This is a genomic window from Amycolatopsis vancoresmycina (genome assembly GCF_000716785.1).
In the GTDB taxonomy this organism is placed as follows: domain Bacteria; phylum Actinomycetota; class Actinomycetes; order Mycobacteriales; family Pseudonocardiaceae; genus Amycolatopsis; species Amycolatopsis vancoresmycina.
Genome location: NZ_JNYY01000020.1, coordinates 39,145 through 59,619 on the forward strand (window position 1 = coordinate 39,145; position 20,475 = coordinate 59,619).

The following is a 20,475-nucleotide window of genomic DNA, read 5'->3' on the forward strand; positions in this document are numbered from 1 at the left end:
TGAATCACTTTACAGCCTAAACTATCAAGAAGGACGGTATGACCTCACCCAGGCGGGCCGCCGACACCCACGACGTGATCCAGGTCCGTGGCGCCCGGGAGAACAACCTGACCGGCATCGACCTGGACATCCCGAAGCGACGGCTCACGGTGTTCACCGGCGTCTCCGGCTCCGGCAAGTCGTCCCTGGTCTTCGGCACCATCGCGGCCGAATCGCAGCGGATGATCAACGAGACCTACAGCGCCTTCCTCCAGTCGTTCATGCCGAGCCTGGCGCGCCCGGACGTCGACCTGCTGGAAAACCTCAGCGCGGCCATCGTCGTCGACCAGGAACGGATGGGCGCCAACTCGCGCTCGACGGTCGGCACCGCGACCGACGCCTACGCGATGCTGCGGATCGCCTTCTCGCGACTCGGCGAGCCCCATGTCGGCACGTCCGGCGCGTTCAGCTTCAACCTGCCCGAGGGCATGTGCCCGGCCTGCGAGGGCCTCGGCCGGGTCTCCGACCTCGACGTGACCGCCCTGCTCGACTTCGACCTTTCCCTGCACGAGGGCGCGATCCAGGTGCCGGGCTTCACGCCGGACACCTGGTACGTGCAGACCTACCTCTCCTCCGGCTTCTACGACCCGGACGCGAAGATCCGCGACTTCACGCCGGAGCAGCTCGACGCCCTGCTGCACAAGGACTCCTGCAAGGTGAAGGTCGGCAAGACCAACGTCACCTACGAGGGGCTCGCGGTGAAGGTCCGGCGGCTCTACCTGCACAAGGACGTCGAATCGCTGCAGCCGAAGCTGCGCGCGTTCATCGAGAAGGCCGCCACGTTCAAGACCTGTGGCGAGTGCGGTGGCGCCCGGCTCAACCAGGCGGCACTGTCGGCGAAGATCGACGGCCGGAACATCGCCGACTGCGCCGCGATGCAGATCAGCGACCTCGCCGAGTTCGTGCGGAACCTGGACGCGCCGTCGATCCGGCCGCTGCTGGGCAACCTGCGCGACACCCTGGACTCGCTCGTCGAGATCGGCCTCGGGTACCTGTCGCTCGACCGCGAATCCGCGACGCTCTCGGGCGGCGAGGCCCAGCGTGTGAAGATGGTGCGGCACCTCGGGTCCAGTCTCACCGACGTCACCTACGTCTTCGACGAACCGACCGTCGGGCTGCACCCGCACGACATCGAGCGGATGAACAACCTGCTGCTGTGCCTGCGGGACAAGGGGAACACGATCCTGGTCGTCGAGCACAAGCCGGAGACGATCCGGATCGCCGACCACGTCGTCGACCTCGGCCCCGGCGCGGGCGCCGACGGCGGGCGGCTCTGCTACACCGGCAGCATCGACGGCCTGCGCGCGTCCGGCACGCTCACCGGCCGCCACCTCGACCACCGGGTCACCCTCCGGGAAAAGGTGCGCACGCCGACCGGGCACATCCGGATCACCGGCGCCCGCCTGCACAACCTGAAGGACGTCAGCGTCGACGTCCCGCTCGGCGTGCTGACCGTGGTCACCGGGGTGGCCGGGTCCGGGAAGTCGTCGCTGATCCACGGCTCGCTGGCCCGCCGCGACGACGTCGTCGTGGTCGACCAGTCGGCGATCCGCGGGTCCCGGCGGTCCAACCCGGCGACCTACACGGGACTGCTCGACCCGATCCGCGCGGCCTTCGCCAAGGCCAACGGGGTCAAGGCGAGCCTGTTCAGCGCCAACTCCGAAGGTGCCTGCCCGAAGTGCAAGGGCCTCGGCGTGATCTACACCGACCTGGCGATGATGGCCGGGGTCGCGTCGGTCTGCGAGGAGTGCGAGGGCCGCCGGTTCACGCCGAAGGTGCTGACCTACGAGCTGCGCGGCAAGAACATCGGCGAAGTCCTGGCGATGTCCGTCGCCGAGGCGCGGGAGTTCTTCGCGGGCGGCACCGCGCGGACGGTCCTCGACCGCCTCGCCGACGTCGGCCTCGGCTACCTGACGCTCGGGCAGCCGCTGACGACGCTGTCCGGCGGCGAGCGGCAGCGGCTCAAGCTGGCGATCCGGATGGCCGAGCGGGGCTCGACGTACATCCTCGACGAGCCGACGACGGGGTTGCACCTGGCCGACGTCGACCAGCTCCTGGCGTTGCTGGACCGGATCGTCGACGCGGGCAACACGGTGATCGTGATCGAGCACCACCAGGCCGTGATGGCCCACGCCGACTGGCTGATCGACCTCGGCCCCGGCGCGGGCCACGACGGCGGCCGGGTCGTCTTCGAAGGCACGCCGGCCGCGCTCGTCGCCGACGCCGCCACCCTCACCGCCCGCCACCTGCGCGAATACCTGGAGAAGCCGTGAAACCGACCGGTCTGCTCGAAGTGACGGCGGTGCGCCGGGTGACGCCGCGGATGGTGCGCGTCACCTTCACCGGGGACGGCCTGGCCGAGCTGGAGCCGTGGCCGGACCAGCAGCTCAAGCTGTTGTTCCCGCCGCCGGGCCGCCCGGTGCGGCTGCCGTCGGCCGACGACGACGTGATGCGCTGGTACCAGGCGTACCTCGCGATCCCGGCGGACGAGCGCCCGGTGATGCGCAGCTACACCGTGCGTTCGCGGGACGGCGACACGATCGACGTGGACTTCGTGCTGCACGCCGGTGCGGCGGGACCGGCCACCGCCTGGGCCGCCCGGGCGGCGGCCGGGGACGTCCTCGGCCGGTACGGCCCGGACCCGGCCTACCGCCGCCCACTGTCCACAGCGGACACCCTGCTGTGCGCGGGCGACGAGACGGCGATCCCCGCCATCGCCTCCATCCTGTCCGAAGTGGACAATGCGGTGGTGTTCCTCGAGGTCGCGGACGCGGCGGAGGAGCAGCCGCTGCCCGGCGTCCGGTGGCTGCACCGCGACGGCGCCGAGCACGGCAGCCGGCTGCTGGAGGCCGTGCGCGGGATGGCCCTCCCGGAAGCGGCGTGGCTGGCCGGAGAGGCGTCGACGGTCCGCGCGCTGCGCCGCCACCTCGTCGAACGCGGTCTGCCCAAGAACGCCATCGAGTTCACCGGGTACTGGCGGCGCAGCCTGACCCAGGACGACGCCCCGACCTCCGATGACCTGGCCGACGCGGCGGAAAAGCTGGCAGACTCGGCGGGGTGGACGGGGAGCTGACGGCCTCGGGCATCGACCCGGCTTCGGTGGTGACGACCGAGGACCTCGGCGGCGGAACGTACAACCGGGCGGTCCGGGTGACGTTGACGGACGGGCGGCGGCTGGTGCTCAAGATCGCGCCGTCCGCGCCCGGCCTGGCCTACGAGCACGACCTGCTGGCGACGGAGGCGGAGTACTACCGCCTGGCTTCCGGGCCGCTGCCGGCGGTGGTGGGCGCCGGACCGGGGTTCCTGCTGATGACGGAGGTGCCGGGCGAGCCGTGGAACCGGACGCCCGGCACCGGCCCGCACCTGCGCAGGGAGCTCGGCGCGATCGTGGCGGGCCTGCACGAGACGACCGGCGACGGGTTCGGCTACCTCCAGGACCCCTTGCACCCGACGTGGCCTTCGGCGTTCACGGCGATGATCGACGCGATCCTGGCCGACGCCGTCCGCTACCGCGTGCGGCTGCCGCGCCCGGCGGCGGAGATCGCGCACCTGGTGCGCCGCCACGAGCCCTTGCTGGAACTGGTCACCACGCCGGTCCTGGTCCACTTCGACCTGTGGCCGGGCAACATCCTGCTCCAGGACGGCCGGGTGTCGGGGATCATCGACGCCGAGCGCGCGTTCTGGGGCGACCCGGTGGCGGAGTTCGTTTCGCTGACGCTGTTCCACGAGCCGGACGCACCCCTGCTGGCGGGCTACGGCACCGCCGGCTTCGACGCACCGGCCCGCCGCCGGCTGACGTTGTACCGGGTGTACCTGGGCTTGATCATGCTGGCGGAGATGGTGCCGCGGAAGGACACGAACGCCGACCGCGAGCGGTTCGTCTCCGGGTGGCTGGCGGAGAACCTGGCCGCACTGGGATGACGTCGCGAATCCGCCAGCCCCCGAAGGCCACGCGCGGTTAGGGTCGCGATCATGTCGAGCCGCGAGATCGTCGAGAACGCCTGGAAAGCCTTCGCCAGCCACGAAGCGGACCGGATCGCCGCCGTGTTCACCGAGGACGCCGAATGGCTGGCGCCGCCGGGGAACGCCACCGCGGTCGCCTTGGGCGGTCCCGCGCACCTGGTCGGGCGGACCGCCATCGTGCAGTTCCTCGCCGAGGACTTCACGAAGTTCTTCGTCAGCGACGTCACGGTGACGTTCACCGGCTTCCACGCGGACGGCGATCGGGTGGTCGTGGAGGAGACCATGACGGCCACCCTGGCCAACGGCAACCACTACGCCAACGACTACTGCTTCGTCTTCGAACTCCGCGACGGCCTGATCCGCCGGGTCCGCGAGTACCTGGACACCGCGCGCGGCCACCGCATGGTGTTCGGGGAGGCCGCCGTCACCACGTGACCGGCAGGCTGTGCACGCCGTACACCAGCATGTCGTCCTTGAACGCCAGCTCTTCCAGCGGCACCGCGAGCCGCAGCCCCGGGATCCGGCGGTACAGCGTCCCGTACGCCACCTGCAGCTCCACCCGGGCCAGCGTCTGGCCGAGGCACTGGTGCACGCCGTACCCGAACGCCACGTGGTGGCGGGCCTCGCGGGTGACGTCGAGGCGGCCGGGGTCCTCGAACGCCGCCGCGTCTCGGTTGGCCGCGTCGCCCGCCGCGATGATGCCGTCGCCCGCGCGGATGACCTCGCCGCCGAGCTCGATGTCCGCCGTGGCCACGCGGCGGCGGCCCGTGTGCGTGATGTTGAGGTAGCGCAGCAGCTCTTCGACCGCGCGGCGCAGCAGGTCCGCGTCGCCGGTGCGCACCAGCTCCAGCTGGTCCGGGTGCGCCAGCAACGCCGCCGTGCCGAGGGCGATCATGTTCGCCGTCGTTTCGTGGCCGGCCACCAGCAGCAGCTGGCCCATCGAAGCCACCTCTTCGGCGGTCATCTCGCCGGTCGCGTACTGGGTCACCGCGAGCTTGCTCAGCACGTCGTCGCCTGGGGCGGCCACCTTGCGCTCGACCAGCCCGCCGAGGTAGGCCAGCAGCTCTTCGGTGGCCTGCACCGCCTCCGCCGGCGTCGCCGTCCGGGACACCATCACCTTCGTGATGTCCTGGAACAGCACGCGGTCTTCGTACGGCACGCCGAGCAGCTCGCAGATCACCAGCGACGGCACCGGCAACGCGAACGCCGGCACCAGGTCGGCCGGCTTCGGGCCGGCCAGCAGGCCGTCGACCAGGTCGTCGACGATGCGCTGGATCGCCGGGCGCAGCGCCTCCATCTTCTTGACCAGGAAGTCGCCGGTCAGCAGCTTGCGCTGGGCGGCGTGTTCGGCGCCGTCCATGGTGATGAACGACTTCGCGCGGTGACGGCGGGCCGCCGAAGCCGCGCTCTGGTGCGGGTAGCCCGGGTGGTCGGAGTCGGCGCTGACCCGGGAGTCACGCAGGACCGCGCGGACGTCGCCGTAGCGCGTCACCAGCCACGGCGTGCTGCCGTTCCACAGCCGCACCCGGGACACCGGGGGCAACTCGCCGAGTTCGGCGGGCGGATCGAAGGGACACCGCCGGGTCATCGGAAACGCGGGGACGCCGTCCACCGGACACCTCCCGGAGCTGCCGGACATTTACATAGCCATGCTAAGCATCTCCCGGCGATCCCGCCACAGGTCCGATCAGGCGAACACGAGTGACACGAGCTCGTCCACGAACGGCTCCACCAGCTCGGCGCCGGTCCGGTTCAACGCGCTGTGGAACAACGCCACCCGCCCGTGCGCGCCGACGAACACCACCGCCGCCGCGCGGCCCGGCGTCACGCGCAGCTCGTGGCCCGCCTCGACGCACCGCTCGAACCCCGCGGTGAGCCGGTCGATCACGTCCAGGAGCGGCCCTTCGGGGCGGGTGCCGGGCTCCACATCGGACGCGCCGTTCGCGAGCATCAGCCGGTAGTGCCCCGGATTCTGCATCGCGAAGGCGCAGTAGGCGTGGATCTGGGCCCGGATCCGGCCCACCACGTCGGTTTCCGCTTGCGACTCCTCGGCCGTGCGCATCGATTCGGCCAGCCGCGAGTATTCGTGGTCGAGCAGCCCGCGCACCAATTCCGCACGATCGGAGAAATGCTGGTAGATGCTCGCCGGTGCGATGCCGACGGCGCGGGCGACGCCGCGGATCGTCAACCCGTCCTCGCCGCCGAGCTCGGCGAGCAACCGGCCGGCGGCGGCCAGTATTTCGCCGCGCAACCGTTCGCCTTCGCCCCAGCGGTTTCTCGTCCGGCCCATTCCCGCTTCGACGCGTTCCGCCACCCGCCTATTCATACGCCCGCGGCAGTCACCCCGGTATTCCGGGGTCGGCGAAAACGCCTTCAGGAAACCAGAGCGGGGTACAGCCCGGCGAGGTCGCCGGCGAGCCCGGCCCGCACGGTCCGGCTGACGTCGTCGGCGAGCACCTCGAACCGGCCCGCCTCGACGCCGTCGAGCGCCAATCCGGCCACCACCGCCGGGTCGACCTTCGGGCCGTCGACGTCCTTGGCCATGTCGGTGTCCATGTACCCCACGTGCAGCGCGGTCACCTGCGTCTTCTGCGGCGCCAGTTCCAGGCGCAGCGCGTTGGTCAGCGACCAGGCCGCCGCCTTCGCCGCGGAGTACGCCGCGACCCGCGGCGCGGTGAACCAGGAAAGCACCGACAGGACGTTGAGCACCGCGCCGCCGCCGTTGCGCTCGAGGACCGGCGCGAACGCACGCGTCACGGCCAGCGTGCCGAAGTAGTGCGTGTCCATCTCCAGCCGGATGTCCTCGATGGACCCGCCGAGCAGCGAGGCCCCGGTCGACGACCCGGCGTTGTTCACCAGCAGCGTGACGTCCCCCGCCACCGCGACGGCTTCCCGGATCGATTCGGGGTCGGTCACGTCGAGGCGCAGCGGGACCACGCCCGGCAGGTCGATCGACTCGGGGTTCCGCGCGGCGGCGTACACCTTGGCTGCACCGCGCGCCAGCAGTTCCGCGGCGAACCGGCGGCCGAGTCCGCGGTTCGCTCCGGTGACCAGCGCCACCGCACCCGTGATGTCCATGACGAACTCCTCTCGCACCTGGCTTGCTCGTTGCAAGCTAGCTGCGGACGACAGTACGGCGTAAACTTGCTCCAAGCAAGTCAGGTCGAAGGGATCACACGATGAGCCGTCGCATCACCTGGGCGGACGCCGCCTGCCCGATCGCCCGCGCCGCCGACGTCCTCGGCGAGCCGTGGACGCTGCTGATCCTGCGCAACGCCACCGCGGGCACCACCCGCTTCGAGGACTTCCGCAGCCAGCTCGGCATCGCCGACAACGTGCTGACGACCCGGCTGGCCAAGCTCGTCGACCGCGGCCTGCTGACCAAGCTCCCCTACCGCGACGGCGGCCGCACCCGCCACGAGTACCGCCTGACGCAGGCGGGCTCGGACGCACTGCCGGTACTGCACGCCCTCGGCACCTGGGGGCACGCCCACACTTCCTCGGACGCCGGGCCGACAACGCTGATCCACACCCGCTGCGGGCAGCCCACCCGGCCGGGCGCGAAGTGCGACAGCTGCGGAAAACCGCTGACCAGAGCCGATCTGGCGTGGCGCGGTTCCTGGCTCGGCGAGGGCGAGATCCCGCTGGCCGATCCGGTCGGCTGAGCCGAACGGCCCCAAGCCGGTACGAAAGTCGGGTCACAAACGCCGGGCGATTCCGTAAGTTCGACACCCAGCGCGCGCAGACCCGGTAAATTCCCCACGGCAAGGAGTCGTCCCGATGTCCAGGAAGTACCTGCTGCCCGGTGCCGCCGCCCTGGCGATGATCGTGACCCCGCTGACGGCCGGCCCGGCCTTCGCGGCCCCGGAAGCGGCCACGATCGTCTACTACGACACCTCGGACGCCCCGAGCTTCCGCGACGTGATCAACGCGGGCGCGGCCAACTGGAACGCGGCGGTGTCGAACGTCAAGCTCCAGGAAAGCTCGTCGGGCGCGTCGCTGCACTACACCGAGGGCAACGACCCGCAGGGTTCGTACGCCCAGACCGACGGCCACGGCAGCGGCACGATCTTCATCGACTACACCCAGGCCCAGGAGTACAACCAGACCCGCATCGCGGCCCACGAAACCGGCCACGCGCTGGGCCTGCCGGACCACTACGAAGGCCCGTGCTCGGAGCTGATGTCGGGCGGCGGCCCCGGCCCGTCCTGCACCAACGCGAACCCGGACGCGCAGGAGGCGTCGCAGGTGGAATCCCTGTGGGCCAACGGCTTCACCGGCGCCCGCAAGGCCGCGACCCGCGTCTACGAAGTGACGATGCCCGTGCGGTGATGGGCTTCACGCGTGCTTGAAGGGGCATCACGCGTGATCGAGGGGGCATCGGGCTGATGCCCCCTCGATCACGAGTGATGCCCTCCTGATCACGGGTCATGCCCTTCGGCGCACGTCAGAGCCGGTTCTGCTCGTGGACGCCGTCGCGAGCACCTGCCTGCTCGGCGAGACCTGGCGGTGTCAACGAACCGCCCAACACCGGGCGAATCCGGGGCGGACTAGGTTGCGGGGCATGCTCACCACGCTGGCCGTCGAGAACTACCGGTCGCTGCGCGACCTGGTGCTGCCGCTGTCCGGGCTGACCGTCGTCACCGGGCCGAACGGAAGCGGCAAGTCGAGCCTGTACCGGGCGCTGCGCCTGCTGGCGGACGCGTCACGCAACGGCGCCGTGGCGGCGCTGGCGCGGGAGGGCGGCCTGCCCTCGACGCTGTGGGCCGGCCCGGAGAACGGCGTGCGCCGGGGCACCACACGGGTTCAGGGCAAGGTGCACACGAAGGCCGTCGGGCTGCGGCTCGGCTTCGCGGGCGACGAGTTCGGCTACGCGCTCGACCTGGGGCTGCCGGTGCCGGGCGCAACGCTGTTCAACCTCGACCCGGAGTTCAAGCGGGAAGCGGTGTGGTCGGGGCCGGTCCTGCGGCCGACGGCGCTGCTGGCCGACCGGGCGGGCCCGTCCGTGCGCACGCGCGTCGCGTCCGGGGCCTGGGGCGACGAGCGGTTCAAGATCCGGCTGACCGACAGCATGCTGAGCGAGTTCGCAGATCCACGGGCCTGCCCGGAGCTGCTGGTGCTGCGCGAGCGCATCCGGTCGTGGCGGTTCTACGACCACTTCCGCACCGACGCCGACGCCCCGGCCCGCCAGTCCCGCATCGGCACCCGCACACCGGTGCTGTCCCATGACGGCGCCGACCTGGCGGCGGCCCTGCAGACGATCATCGAGGTGGGCCGGGCCGCGGAACTCGCGGAAGTGGTCGACGCGGCGTTCCCCGGCTCGACCGTGGAGGTACGGCGCTCCGAGGACGGCCTGCTGTCGGTCGAGTTCCGCCAGCACGGCCTGCTGCGCCCGCTGTCGGCGGCGGAGCTGTCGGACGGGACGCTGCGGTACCTGCTGTGGGTGGCGGCCCTGCTGACCCCGCGCCCGCCGGAGCTGCTGGTGCTGAACGAGCCGGAGACGAGCCTCCACCCGGACCTCCTGCCGGCCCTGGCGACCCTGATCGCGACCGCGGCCAAGGAAACCCAGCTGGTGGTCGTCTCCCACGCCCAGCCCCTGATCCGCGCCCTCGCGGAGATCGCCGACGTGGGCACGGCGGAGCTGGAGAAGGAGTACGGCGAGACAAAGGTGGCCGGCCAAGGCCGCCTCGACCGCCCCTCCTGGCAATGGCCCTCCCGCTAGCCCGTACCCAGCCGGGTACGCGGGATCAGCGGCCGCGGGTGCTTTCGCGGATCTCCAACGCGAACGGGGTCTGGATGTCCTGGGGCGGCGATGTCGTGTCGCCCGTGATGCGGCGGTGCACCAGGTCCACCGCCGCCTCGGCCAGTGCCGTTTTGTCCGGGGCGATCGTCGTCAGCGACGGGAGGGAGAATGCGCTCTCTTCGTTGTTGTCGAACCCGACGATCGCCACGTCCTCCGGCACCCGCAGCCCCAGCTCCGCCACCGCGCGCAACGCGCCGATGGCCAGCAGGTCGTTGAAGCAGAACACCGCGTCCGGCGGCGACGGCAGGGCCAGCAACGCCTTCATCGCCGCCGCCCCGACCGACCGGTGCCACTTCTCCGCGGGCGCCACCAAAGCGTCCGAATAGGACAATCCGGCCTCCGCCAGTGCCGACCGGTACCCCGCCAGCCGCTGTGACGACGTCCCGCGCGCCGGATTCCGCCCGATCGCGGCGATCCGCGTGCGCCCCAGGGAGGCCAGGTGGGACACCGCCGTGCGCGCCGCCAGGACGTTGTCGATCGCCACGTGGTCGATCGGCACGTCCACCGCGTGCTCGCCCAGCATGACCAGCGGGATCCCGCCCGGGTCGGCCGGGAAGTCCGCCGCCTCCAGGGCTTCCGGGTGCACCAGGGCCCCGTCGACCAGGTGCGGCCCGAGCGACGACAGCGTCTCCCGCTCCCGTGGCCGCGTGCCCTGCGTCTGTTCGATCAGGACGCTCCAGCCGCGCTTCTGGGCCGCCGTGATCACCAGGCCGGCCAGCTCGCCGAAGTACGGGATCGACAGCTCCGGCACCATCAGCGCCAGGAAGCCGGTGCGGCCGCGGCGGAGGTTGCGGGCCCCGACGTTCGGCCGGTACCCGGTCGCCGCCAGGGCTTCCTCGACGCGCCGCCGGTTCTCCGGCTTGACGAAGGCGTAGCCGTTCACGACGTTCGACACCGTCTTCACCGACACTCCGGCGAGCGTGGCGACGTCCTTGAGCGTCACGGTCACGGGCGGGTCCCTTCAGAGAGTGAGCACGAAGTGTAGCGAGCCGCTGCCGGTTTACAACGTTGTTCCAACGATGTAAAAAGTACCTCAAGGCTCCCGCGGTGACCCCGATCACCCCGGCGAGCGGGCCACCAACGACGCTGCCCGAGGAGTCGCCGTGCTCTTGTCCTCCCGTCCCCGACTGGTACTGGTCACCGTGGCCGCCGCCGCGCTGACCCTCACCTCCTGCACGAGCAGGGAAGAAACCCCCGCGGCGCCGTCGAGCGGCGGCGGGCCGGCCGCCAGCGCCCAGTCGGCCGCGCCGTCCGCCGACGGCTGCACGCTCGAAAAAACCGGTTACCCCAAGGTCGACCTCAAGACCGCGGTGGTGGGTTTCTCCCAGTCCGAAAAGGAGGCCAACCCCTTCCGGATCGCCGAGACGCAGTCCATTCGCGACGAAGCCGCCAAGCTCGGCATCGCGCAGGACAAGCTGCTCGTCACCAACGCCCAGAGCGATCTGAACCGGCAGATCAGCGACATCAAGTCGATGCTCGACCGCGGCGCCCAGCTGCTGGTCGTCGCCCCGCTCAACTCCGACGGCCTCCAGCCCGCGCTCGACGCGGCGAAGGCCAAGAAGGTCCCGGTCGTCACCATCGACCGCAAGGTGACGTCGCAGCCGTGCACCGACTACCTGACGTTCATCGGCTCCAACTTCGTCGAGCAGGGCAAGCGCGCCGCGCAGGCGATGGCGAAGGCGACCGGCGGCACCGGCAAGGTGGTGATCCTGCTCGGCTCGTCCGGCAACAACGTGACCACCGACCGCACCCAGGGCTTCAAGGACGAGCTCGCCAAGACACCCGGCCTGTCCGTGGTCGCCGAGCAGACCGGCGAGTTCGACCGCTCCAAGGGCCAGTCCGTGATGGAGCAGCTGATCCAGAGCCACCCCGACGTCACCGCGGTCTACGCCGAGAACGACGAAATGGGTGTCGGCGCGGTCAACGCACTGAAGACGGCGGGCAAGACGCCGGGCAAGGACGTCAAGGTCGTCTCGATCGACGGCACCCGCAACGCCGTGCAGCTGATCGCCGACGGCAGCTACAACGCCGTCGTCGAGTCGAACCCGCGCTTCGGCCCGCTGGCCTTCCAGACGCTGCAGAAGTTCGAGAACGGCGAAGCCATCCCGGCGAGCATCGTGATCACCGACGACCAGTACGACGAGTCCAACGCGGCCCAGAAGGTCGGGAACGCGTACTGATGACGGCAGCCACCGAAGAGGACGTCGCCATGACGACCGCACCGGTGCTCGAGGTGGCCGGGGTGACCAAGCGGTTCCCCGGCACCCTCGCGCTCGACGACGTCAGCTTCGCGCTGGCGCCGGGCGAGGTGCACGCGCTGGTCGGCGAGAACGGCGCCGGCAAGTCCACGCTGATCAAGGTGCTCACCGGCGTCTACCAGCCCGACGAGGGCGAGGTCCGCCACCTCGGCGAGCCGGTGACGTTCAAGCGGCCGATCGACGCGCAGCGCGCCGGGATCTCCACGATCTACCAGGAGGTCAACCTCGTCCCGCTGATGAGCATCGCCGGCAACGTCTTCCTCGGCCGCGAGCCGCGCACCAAGGCCGGTCTCGTCGACTGGTCGAAGATGTACGCCGACGCCCGCGAGCTGCTCAAGGGCTACGGCATCGAGGACGACGTCAAGCGGCCGCTGCACACCTTGGGTGTCGGCGCGCAGCAGATGGTCGCGCTCGCCCGCGCGGTCTCGACCGACGCGAAGGTCGTCATCATGGACGAACCGACGTCGTCGCTGGAGCCGCGCGAGGTCGAGACGCTCTTCGAGGTGCTGAACCGGCTGCACGCCGAAGGCATCGCGATCGTCTACGTCAGCCACCGGATGGACGAGCTGTACCGGGTGTGCGACAGCGTCACCGTGCTGCGCGACGGCCGGGTCGTCCACAGTGGACCGCTGAAGGCGCTGCCCCGGATCGAGCTCGTGTCCAAGATGCTCGGCCGGGAGATCAAGCAGATCCGCGAGGAGGGTGTCACGGCGTTCGGCGAGGAGCACGACGTCGAGCGTGAGCCGCTGCTCGAGGCGGAGAACCTGAGCGGCCTGCGGAAGCTGCACGACGTCTCGGTGAGCATCCGGCCCGGCGAGGTCGTCGGCCTGGCCGGGCTGCTCGGCTCGGGCCGCAGCGAAACGGCCCGGGCCATCGTCGGGGCGTTCCCCCTGGACGGCGGAAGCGTGCTGCTGGCCGGGAAACCGCTGCGCAAGGGCAAGATCGCCCAGGCCGTGCGGGCCGGGATCGCGCTGCTGGCCGAGGACCGCAAGACCGACGGCATCATCCCCCACCTGTCGGTCCGCGAGAACATCGTGCTGGCCGCCCTGCCGGCGCTCTCGCCGTTCGGCCTGGTCAGCCGGGCCAGACAGGACCGGGTCGTCAAGGTCTTCATGGAGCGGCTGCGGATCAAGGCCGCGAGCCCGGAGCAGAAGGTGTCGGAGCTGTCCGGCGGCAACCAGCAGAAGGTGCTGCTCGCCCGCTGGCTCGCCACCGGCCCGAAGATCCTGCTGCTCGACGAGCCGACCCGCGGCATCGACGTCGGCGCGAAGGCCGAAGTGCAGGCCCTGATCGACGAACTCGCGCAGGAAGGGCTCGGCGTGCTGCTCATCTCGTCCGAACTGGAGGAACTGATCGATGGGTCAGACCGGGTCGTCGTCCTCCGCGACGGCTCGGTCGTCGGCGAGCTGACCGGCGACCGCATCACCGAGGAGAACGTCCTGACGGCCATCGCAGCGGAGGGTGACAACGATGTCGACCGCCACGCTTGAGCGCGCGAAGGTCACCGCGTGGCTGCAGAACTACGGCGTCTACCTGGCCGTCGTGGTGCTGCTGCTGTTCAACGTCGTGTTCACCGCCAACTTCCTGTCCGCGGCCAACTTCCGCACCCAGCTGGTGCAGGCGGCGCCGGTCTGCATCGTCGCACTCGGCATGGCGCTGGTGATCGGCACCGAGGGCATCGACCTGTCGGTCGGCTCGGTGATGTCGATCGCCGCCGCGCTCATCCCGCTCTACCTGGGCGCGGGCCCGCTGATGGCGATCATCGTGGCGGTCATCGCCGGGATCGTGTCCGGCCTGTTCAGCGGCTACCTGGTGGCCCACCTGGGCATCCAGCCGATCATCGCGACCCTCGCGCTGCTCGTCGGCGGGCGGGGACTCGCGCTGGTGATCGCTCACGGCCAGCTGGTCCAGCTGCACAACCAGGACTTCCTGGAGCTGGGCACGGGTGACGTCCTCGGCGTCCCGATCATGGTGATCGTCGCCGGCGTCCTCGCGGTGCTGGCCGGGCTGGTCGTGCAGCGCACGACGTTCGGGCGGCACCTGGTCGCGATCGGCGGCAACCGCGCCGCGAGCACCCTGGCCGGGCTCCCGGTGAAACGCGTGCTCGTCAGCGTCTACGTGATTTCCGGGGCACTGGCCGCGGTGGCCGGCGTGCTGGCGACGTCGAGGCTGGGCGCCAGCGACCCCAACGACCTCGGCCTGCTGATGGAGCTGTCCGCGATCACCGCGGTCGTCGTCGGCGGCACGCCGCTGACCGGCGGCCGGGTCCGCGTCCTCGGCACCGTGTTCGGCGCGCTGCTCATGCAGCTCGTGCACGCCACCCTCATCAAGCACAACCTGCCGGACTCGACCGCGCAGATGGTCCAGGCGGCCATCATCGTCGTCGCGGTCTACGTCGCCCGCGAGCGGAGCAGCAAATGACCGCGACCCAGACCCAGGCCCGCAACGCGGCCTTCGCCGGAGTCCTGCAACGCCAGGGTGCCGCCGTCGTGCTCGTGCTCGGCGTCGCCGCCGCGTGGTTCGCCTTCCCGCGCTTCGGTTCCCCCGACAACCTGCGCGACCTCGCGCTGCAGAGCTCGTTCCTCGCGGTGATCGCGCTCGGCATGACGTTCGTGATCATCTCCGGCGGCATCGACCTGTCGGTCGGTTCGAACTACGCGCTCGGCGGCGTCCTCGCCGCGTACGGCGCCCAGTACGGCCTCCTCGTGGCGATCCTGTTGCCGCTGGCGGTGTGTTCCCTGATCGGGCTGGTCAACGGCCTGCTCATCGCGCGCACCGGGATGGCGCCGTTCATCGTGACGCTGGCGTCGCTGCTGTTCGCCAGGGGACTCCTGCTGGCGCTGACGTCCGAGGGCGCGACGACGTACAAAGTGGACGCCGGCTCGGCGTTCCTCTGGCTGGGCCAGGGCACGATCTTCGGCATCGGCGTCCCGGTGTACCTGACGCTGGTCCTGTTCGCGCTCGGCGGGCTGCTGCTGCGCCGCACGCGGTTCGGGCAGTCCGTGTTCGCCATCGGTGGCGCCGAGCAGTCGGCGTTGCTGATGGGCCTTCCGGTCGCCCGCACCAAGATCAGCCTCTACACGCTCAGCGGCGCGCTCGCCGGGGTGGCCGGCATCCTCACCGCCGCGTACCTGCAGTCCGGCGTCACGGTGATCGGCGTCGGCACCGAACTCGACGCGATCTCCGTCGTCGTCATCGGCGGCACGCTGCTCACCGGCGGCGCCGGGACGATCGTCGGCACCCTCGTCGGCGTGCTGCTGCGCACGCTGATCCAGAACGTCATCAACCAGATCGGCACCCTCGACTCCAACTACCAGACGGTGGTGAGCGGAGCCTTCCTGCTCGTCGTCGTGGTGATCCAGCGCCTGCTCGCGCGCTCCCGCACCCGGTCGTGAGTGGTAAGGCGGGTTAGAACCCGCCTTACCACTCACGAGCCTGTCCCCAACCAGGAGGTTCGACGATGTTCCGCCCCGCCCGACTGGCCGCCGTGCTGGCGCTGGCCCTGACCGGACTCGCGGTCCCCGCCGCGCACGCCGGATCCCCACCGCAGTGGCAGCGGCTCACCCCGCCGCTGTCCACGCCGTGGACGAACGACGTCTCTCCCACCAACGCGCTGCCGGACTACCCGAGACCGCAGCTGACCCGCGACAAGTGGCAGAACCTCAACGGCGTCTGGGAATTCGCCAAGGCGACCCCGGGTGAGGCCGCACCGATCGGGAAGACGCTGGGAGAGCGCATTCTCGTGCCCTACCCGGTCGAGTCCGCGCTGTCCGGGATCATGCGCCACGAAACGAACATGTGGTACCGCCGCACCTTCGAGGTGCCGAAGACCTGGCAGGTCGGCAAGAGCGGGCAGCGGCTGCTGCTGCACTTCCAGGCCGTCGACTACGACGCGACGGTGATCGTCAACGGCAAGACCGCCGGCCGCCACACCGGCGGTTACGACGCCTGGTCCGTGGACGTCACCGACGCGCTGACCACGGCGAAGACCCAGGAGATCGTGGTCGGTGTCGCCGACCCGAACGACCAGGGCGGGCAGCCGATCGGCAAGCAGCGCCAGCCCGGTGACGGCATCTTCTACACGCCGTCGTCCGGCATCTGGCAGACCGTCTGGATGGAACCGGTGGCGTCCGCGCGCATCGACCGCCTCGACGTCACGCCGGCCCTCGGTTCGGTGACGGTGACCGCGGTGGTCGGCGGGCCGGTGAAGCAGCGCGTCGAAGCGGTCGCCTACGACCACGGCCGCCCGGTCGGGCGCGTGTCCGGCGACGCGAACAAGCCGTTGCAGCTCAAGGTGGACCGGCCGCACCTGTGGTCGCCGGACGACCCGTTCCTCTACGACCTGCGGGTCAAGCTCGTCCCGTCGGGCGACGAGGTCGGCTCCTACTTCGGGCTGCGCACGATCGGCGTCGGCAAGACCGCCGACGGCAAGCAGCGGATGCTGCTCAACGGCAAGTTCGTGATGCAGGTCGGCCCGCTCGACCAGGGCTTCTGGCCGGACGGCATCTACACCGCGCCGACCGACGCGGCCCTGAAGTTCGACCTGGAGCAGGAGAAGGCGCTCGGCTTCAACATGGTGCGCAAGCACATCAAGGTCGAGCCGGACCGCTGGTACTACTACGCCGACAAGCTCGGGCTCATGGTCTGGCAGGACATGCCGGCGATGAAGGACGACGTCGAGCCGTCCGCGGCTTCGCGCGTCAACTACGAGTCCGAGATGAAGCGGATGATCGACCAGCACCGCAGCTTCCCGTCGATCGTCACGTGGGTGCCGTTCAACGAAGGCTGGGGCGACTACGAAGTCGGCCGGATCGCCGACGAGGTCAAATCCTGGGATCCCTCGCGGCTGGTGAACGCGGAGTCGGGCGTCAACTGCTGCCGGTCCGAACCGGACAGCGGCAAGGGTGACATCTACGACGACCACACCTACACCGGCCCGGGAACCCCGATCCAGACCGGCACGCGCGCGGCCGTCGACGGCGAGTACGGCGGCCTCGGGCTCAAGGTCGCCGGGCACGAGTTCGACGCGGCGGGCAGCTTCGCGTACGAAATGGAGCCCGACAGCGCGACGCTGACCCGGCGCTACGGCGAGCTGCAGCAGCGCCTGCTGCTGGTCGCCCAGCGGTGCGGGGTGTCCGCTGGTGTCTACACGCAGACCACCGACGTCGAGAAGGAGGTCAACGGCTTCTTCACCTACGACCGGCAGGTGAAGAAGATGGACTTCGCGGCGGTCCGCGCGGCGAACCTCGCGGTGATCAAGGGCGCCACCGGTGCCCCGGTGTCCGGTCCGTCCGTTCCCGCCGGAACGCCCGGCATCGACGGCATCGCGGCGTACCCGTTCGACGAAAACGCGGGCACGGTGGCCGCGGACACCGTGGGAGACCACGACGCCACGCTCGTCGGCGGCGCGTCCTGGACCGCGGGCAAGAGCGGTTCGGCGTTGGCCACCAACGGTTCCGGCCAGTTCGCCGACACCGGCGCCGCCCTGGTGAACACCGAGGGCAGCTACAGCGCGGCGGCGTGGGTGAAGTTCAACGCGGTCGGCGACGGCTTCCAGACGATCGTGAGCCAGGACGGCGACAGCACCAGCGCGTTCTTCCTGCAGTACTCGGGTCAGGACCACCGGCTCGCGATGAGCTTCGTGGGCACGCGGGCCCTGGCGCCCACGGCCCCGGAGGCGAACCGCTGGTACCACGTGGTCGGCGTCCGCGACGCGGCCGCGGGAACGCTCAAGCTCTACGTGGACGGCCAGCTGGCGGCCACGAAGAGCGTCTGCCTCGGCGACGCGTCCACCGGGCACACGGTGATCGGCCGCGGCAAGTACGGCGGCGGCCCGGTCGACTTCCTGAACGGGGCGGTCGACCAGGTGCACGTCTACGACCGGGCACTGTCCGATTCGGACGTGAATGCCCTGTTCACCAGCGGCAAGTAGGGAAGGCAACCGGTAACGCCCCCTGTGCGTGTGCGATAGCAGTATGGCCGTACTCCACGGCCATCGGGTGCACACGCACAGGGGGTGAGCCGTTTTGGGCTCCGCAAGATCCAAGCTGCCCGCGAGAGCGGGCGTTCTCACACTCGTCACGGCGGTCGCCGCGGTCCTCACCGCGGTCCCGGCCGCGGCGGAATCGACCACCGAGATCGCGGCCTCTTCGTGGGCCTACATCGACTCGGCCGTGCCGAAGGCCAGCTTCGTCGACCAGGCCGGGGACGCGCCGGTCGGCGCGCACACCTACGCCGGCGGCACGAACCACGTGTCCAAGTCCTACGTCACCTTCGACCTCTCGGCGCTGCGCGGGAACCGCCTGCAGTCGGCGTACGTGAGCACCGGCGAAACCGCCGTCACCGACTGCGCCAACGCGCGCTCGACGGAGCTCTGGCTGACCGCCCCGGCGAAGAAGCCGACGTGGAACACCCAGCCGGCCGAGCTGCTCAAGGTCAACGGGCCGTACCTCGACTCGTCGTGCCCGTCGGACCGGCTGACCTGGACGGCCACCGCGGCGATCCAGAACGCGCTCGACGCCGGGCGCACGACGGCGACGTTCGTCCTGCGGCTGCCGGACAACCAGCTGAACGACCCGAAGTTCGGCCGCGAGTACGACCCGAAGGCGAAGCTCTTCCTCAACTACGACAAGCCACCGGCCAAGCCGACCGGGCTCACCGTCACCTACCAGCCGTGCACGGCTAAGCCGCTCGTGGTGTCCCGCCAGGTGGTGCTGGGCGCCGACGCCACGGACCCGGACGACGACTACCCCGGCACGGAGTTCGCGTTCTGGCCCGCCGACCACCCCGACCAGCGCACCACCCTGGGCGGCACGGGCCGGACGTGGGTCGAGATCACGTCACGCGTCAGCGAAGGCGTCACCTACGCCTGGCAGGTGCGGGGCAAGGACGACAGCGGCCTCTTCGGACCGTGGAGCGCGACCTGCAAGTTCACCACCGACTTCACCGCGCCCGCGGCCGCGCCGGTCATCACCTCGCCCGACTACAACGCCGAAGCGCCGCCCGGATCCGGGGGCACCGGCGTGCCGGGGACGTTCGTCTTCGACGCCAAGGGTGACACCGACGTCGTCGGCTTCAAGTGGGACGGCGGCTACGCGGCCGCGGACCGCCGCGGCGGGAAGGCGACCGTGCGGTACGCGCCGGACTGGGAAGGCCCGGTGAGCATCAGCGCGACGGCCGTCGACGCGGCGGGCAACCAGGGCCCGACCGCCTCCTACCGGTTCTGGGTCGCGGACAACAAGCCCGGGGTGACCTGCACGCCGTTCGACGCCTACGTCGGCACCGAGCGGACGTGCACCTTCACGCCGTACGGCAGCACCCCGGTCACCGCGTACGTGTACCACCTGACCAACCAGGACGACCGCACGGTGCCGGCCGGACCGGACGGCACGGCGACGGTGACGGTCACGCCGACCGACCCGGAGCTGTACACGATCCAGGTCTCCGCCCGGGCCCGGCTGTCCACCGGGTACCTGACCGCGGCGACCGACGGCCAGCTGCTGAGCGAGGCGGGCGAGCCCGAGGTCGAAACGCTCACCGCGAACCCGGTCCAGGGCTTGCCGGTGCAGTTCCGGGTGCACGCCACCCTGCCCGGCTCGGTGTCGGCGACCTACCACCTCGAGTCGGGCGACCCGGTCACGGTCCCGCTCGACGCGGACGGCACCGCCACCGTCACGGTCACGCCGGCGACGTCGTCGTGGAACTCGCTGTACGTGTACACGAGCCTCGCCTCGGGCATCCGTTCCGGCTGGGGCCAGGGCAGCGTCATGGTCGCGTCGAACAAGCCGAAGGTGACGAGCGCGGAGTACCCGGAGAGCCAGACCAGCGGCGCGGTGGGCACGCCCGGCACGTTCGTGTTCTCGTCGCCGGTCCCGGGCGCGGTCAGCTACACCTACCAGTTCAGCGGCGGCCCGCAGAGCACGGTCGCGGCGGGCCCGGACGGCACGGCGAGCGTGGTGTTCACCCCGACGCAGAGCTACACCAACAGCATCTGGGTGACGACGAAGTTCGCCGACGGCACGGTGTCCGAACAGGGCGGGTACTACTTCTACGTGGCGTACTCGTCCCCGCGCCTGACCTGTGACGCGACCGGCTGGTCGGTGGCGCCGGGGCAGCACATCCAGTGCACCCTGTCACCGGTCCAGGCGAACCTGGCGAGCTACGGCTACCAGGTGGACTCCGGCCCGCAGGTCACGCTGGCCCCCGGAGCCGACGGCACGGCGACGTTCGGCTTCGACGTGCCGGCCGACCGGCAGAGCGGCTCGTACGTCCAGCTGCGGGCGTGGAGCACGAACACGGCAGGCACGAAGTCGGACGAGACGGGCACGAGCTTCTACGTGTACGTGAACACGAGCACGTCGGCGCGCGGCACGGCGCTGGCGGTCTGAGTCACCGGTGACGGCCACCACGGCT

At 70.7% G+C, this 20,475-nt stretch carries 17 protein-coding genes; 13 read left to right on the forward strand and 4 right to left on the reverse strand.

Features of this window, described 5'->3' with window-relative positions; genetic code table 11:
- The first annotated feature begins 38 nt into the window (after nucleotides 1-38).
- From OO60_RS35930 to OO60_RS35945, 4 genes are read left to right on the forward strand one after another with little or no spacing between them, the layout of a single operon-like run.
- Entirely contained in the window at nucleotides 39-2,312 is a 2,274-nt protein-coding gene (locus tag OO60_RS35930) for an ATP-binding cassette domain-containing protein (RefSeq protein WP_003061598.1), read from the forward strand.
- The gene (locus tag OO60_RS35935; RefSeq protein ID WP_003061596.1) at nucleotides 2,309-3,112 is read left to right on the forward strand and encodes a siderophore-interacting protein; all 804 of its coding nucleotides are present in this window, start codon (nucleotides 2,309-2,311) and stop codon (nucleotides 3,110-3,112) included. Before OO60_RS35930 ends, OO60_RS35935 begins: the two co-directional genes overlap by 4 nt.
- Nucleotides 3,097-3,960: a phosphotransferase family protein gene (locus OO60_RS35940; protein WP_003061595.1), complete on the forward strand. Its 864-nt coding sequence runs from the start codon at nucleotides 3,097-3,099 to the stop codon at nucleotides 3,958-3,960. Before OO60_RS35935 ends, OO60_RS35940 begins: the two co-directional genes overlap by 16 nt.
- A 51-nt stretch (nucleotides 3,961-4,011) precedes the next feature.
- Entirely contained in the window at nucleotides 4,012-4,437 is a 426-nt protein-coding gene (locus OO60_RS35945) for a nuclear transport factor 2 family protein (protein ID WP_003061593.1), read from the forward strand.
- Here OO60_RS35945 and OO60_RS35950 read toward each other — a convergent pair.
- From OO60_RS35950 to OO60_RS35960, 3 genes are all read right to left on the reverse strand, one after another.
- Nucleotides 4,427-5,641, reverse strand: coding sequence for a cytochrome P450 (locus tag OO60_RS35950; protein WP_051767859.1), 1,215 nt, complete (start codon nucleotides 5,639-5,641; stop codon nucleotides 4,427-4,429). The two genes, OO60_RS35945 and OO60_RS35950, sit on opposite strands and share 11 nt — an antisense overlap.
- 48 nt (nucleotides 5,642-5,689) lie before the next feature.
- A complete protein-coding gene (locus OO60_RS35955; RefSeq protein ID WP_003061589.1) occupies nucleotides 5,690-6,292 on the reverse strand; it encodes a TetR/AcrR family transcriptional regulator in 603 nt (200 codons plus the stop codon).
- 83 nt (nucleotides 6,293-6,375) lie between these two features.
- Nucleotides 6,376-7,080: an SDR family oxidoreductase gene (locus OO60_RS35960; protein WP_003061587.1), complete on the reverse strand. Its 705-nt coding sequence runs from the start codon at nucleotides 7,078-7,080 to the stop codon at nucleotides 6,376-6,378.
- Between the two features lie 101 nt (nucleotides 7,081-7,181).
- Between OO60_RS35960 and OO60_RS35965 the strand changes: the two genes are divergently transcribed.
- The 3 genes from OO60_RS35965 (at nucleotide 7,182) to OO60_RS35975 (ending at nucleotide 9,724) form a co-directional block, all read left to right on the forward strand.
- A complete protein-coding gene (locus OO60_RS35965; protein ID WP_003061585.1) occupies nucleotides 7,182-7,667 on the forward strand; it encodes a winged helix-turn-helix transcriptional regulator in 486 nt (161 codons plus the stop codon).
- Between the two features lie 115 nt (nucleotides 7,668-7,782).
- The gene (locus tag OO60_RS35970; RefSeq protein ID WP_003061582.1) at nucleotides 7,783-8,334 is read left to right on the forward strand and encodes a snapalysin family zinc-dependent metalloprotease; all 552 of its coding nucleotides are present in this window, start codon (nucleotides 7,783-7,785) and stop codon (nucleotides 8,332-8,334) included.
- A gap of 232 nt (nucleotides 8,335-8,566) precedes the next feature.
- Entirely contained in the window at nucleotides 8,567-9,724 is a 1,158-nt protein-coding gene (locus OO60_RS35975) for an AAA family ATPase (RefSeq protein ID WP_003061579.1), read from the forward strand.
- Nucleotides 9,725-9,749: 25 nt separating this feature from the next.
- Here the strand turns inward: OO60_RS35975 and OO60_RS35980 are convergent, their stop codons facing one another.
- On the reverse strand, nucleotides 9,750-10,754 hold the full coding sequence (locus OO60_RS35980) for a LacI family DNA-binding transcriptional regulator (protein WP_003061576.1): 1,005 nt from the start codon (nucleotides 10,752-10,754) through the stop codon (nucleotides 9,750-9,752).
- Nucleotides 10,755-10,908: 154 nt separating this feature from the next.
- Here OO60_RS35980 and OO60_RS35985 point away from each other — a divergent pair, with 154 nt between their 5' ends.
- The 6 genes from OO60_RS35985 (at nucleotide 10,909) to OO60_RS36010 (ending at nucleotide 20,450) form a co-directional block, all read left to right on the forward strand.
- The gene (locus OO60_RS35985) at nucleotides 10,909-11,985 is read left to right on the forward strand and encodes an ABC transporter substrate-binding protein (protein ID WP_003061573.1); all 1,077 of its coding nucleotides are present in this window, start codon (nucleotides 10,909-10,911) and stop codon (nucleotides 11,983-11,985) included.
- The gene (locus tag OO60_RS35990; protein WP_003061571.1) at nucleotides 11,985-13,553 is read left to right on the forward strand and encodes a sugar ABC transporter ATP-binding protein; all 1,569 of its coding nucleotides are present in this window, start codon (nucleotides 11,985-11,987) and stop codon (nucleotides 13,551-13,553) included. Before OO60_RS35985 ends, OO60_RS35990 begins: the two co-directional genes overlap by 1 nt.
- On the forward strand, nucleotides 13,534-14,484 hold the full coding sequence (locus OO60_RS35995) for an ABC transporter permease (RefSeq protein WP_003061568.1): 951 nt from the start codon (nucleotides 13,534-13,536) through the stop codon (nucleotides 14,482-14,484). The genes OO60_RS35990 and OO60_RS35995 overlap by 20 nt, the downstream gene beginning before the upstream one ends.
- The gene (locus tag OO60_RS36000; RefSeq protein WP_003061565.1) at nucleotides 14,481-15,458 is read left to right on the forward strand and encodes an ABC transporter permease; all 978 of its coding nucleotides are present in this window, start codon (nucleotides 14,481-14,483) and stop codon (nucleotides 15,456-15,458) included. Before OO60_RS35995 ends, OO60_RS36000 begins: the two co-directional genes overlap by 4 nt.
- Nucleotides 15,459-15,523: 65 nt before the next feature.
- Nucleotides 15,524-17,995 (forward strand): glycoside hydrolase family 2, encoded by a 2,472-nt coding sequence (locus OO60_RS36005; protein WP_003061560.1) that lies wholly within the window; start codon nucleotides 15,524-15,526, stop codon nucleotides 17,993-17,995.
- A 94-nt stretch (nucleotides 17,996-18,089) separates the two neighbouring features.
- On the forward strand, nucleotides 18,090-20,450 hold the full coding sequence (locus OO60_RS36010) for a hypothetical protein (RefSeq protein ID WP_003061557.1): 2,361 nt from the start codon (nucleotides 18,090-18,092) through the stop codon (nucleotides 20,448-20,450).
- Nucleotides 20,451-20,475: the final 25 nt, after the last annotated feature.

Coding starts and splice junctions, on each gene's coding strand:
- OO60_RS35930 (WP_003061598.1), top strand. CDS start 39: ATGACCTCACCCAGGCGGGCCGCCGACACCCACGACGTGATCCAGGTC.
- OO60_RS35945 (WP_003061593.1), top strand. CDS start 4,012: ATGTCGAGCCGCGAGATCGTCGAGAACGCCTGGAAAGCCTTCGCCAGC.
- OO60_RS35950 (WP_051767859.1), bottom strand. CDS start 5,641: ATGTCCGGCAGCTCCGGGAGGTGTCCGGTGGACGGCGTCCCCGCGTTT.
- OO60_RS35955 (WP_003061589.1), bottom strand. CDS start 6,292: ATGGGCCGGACGAGAAACCGCTGGGGCGAAGGCGAACGGTTGCGCGGC.
- OO60_RS35960 (WP_003061587.1), bottom strand. CDS start 7,080: ATGGACATCACGGGTGCGGTGGCGCTGGTCACCGGAGCGAACCGCGGA.
- OO60_RS35965 (WP_003061585.1), top strand. CDS start 7,182: ATGAGCCGTCGCATCACCTGGGCGGACGCCGCCTGCCCGATCGCCCGC.
- OO60_RS35970 (WP_003061582.1), top strand. CDS start 7,783: ATGTCCAGGAAGTACCTGCTGCCCGGTGCCGCCGCCCTGGCGATGATC.
- OO60_RS35975 (WP_003061579.1), top strand. CDS start 8,567: ATGCTCACCACGCTGGCCGTCGAGAACTACCGGTCGCTGCGCGACCTG.
- OO60_RS35990 (WP_003061571.1), top strand. CDS start 11,985: ATGACGGCAGCCACCGAAGAGGACGTCGCCATGACGACCGCACCGGTG.
- OO60_RS35995 (WP_003061568.1), top strand. CDS start 13,534: ATGTCGACCGCCACGCTTGAGCGCGCGAAGGTCACCGCGTGGCTGCAG.
- OO60_RS36000 (WP_003061565.1), top strand. CDS start 14,481: ATGACCGCGACCCAGACCCAGGCCCGCAACGCGGCCTTCGCCGGAGTC.
- OO60_RS36005 (WP_003061560.1), top strand. CDS start 15,524: ATGTTCCGCCCCGCCCGACTGGCCGCCGTGCTGGCGCTGGCCCTGACC.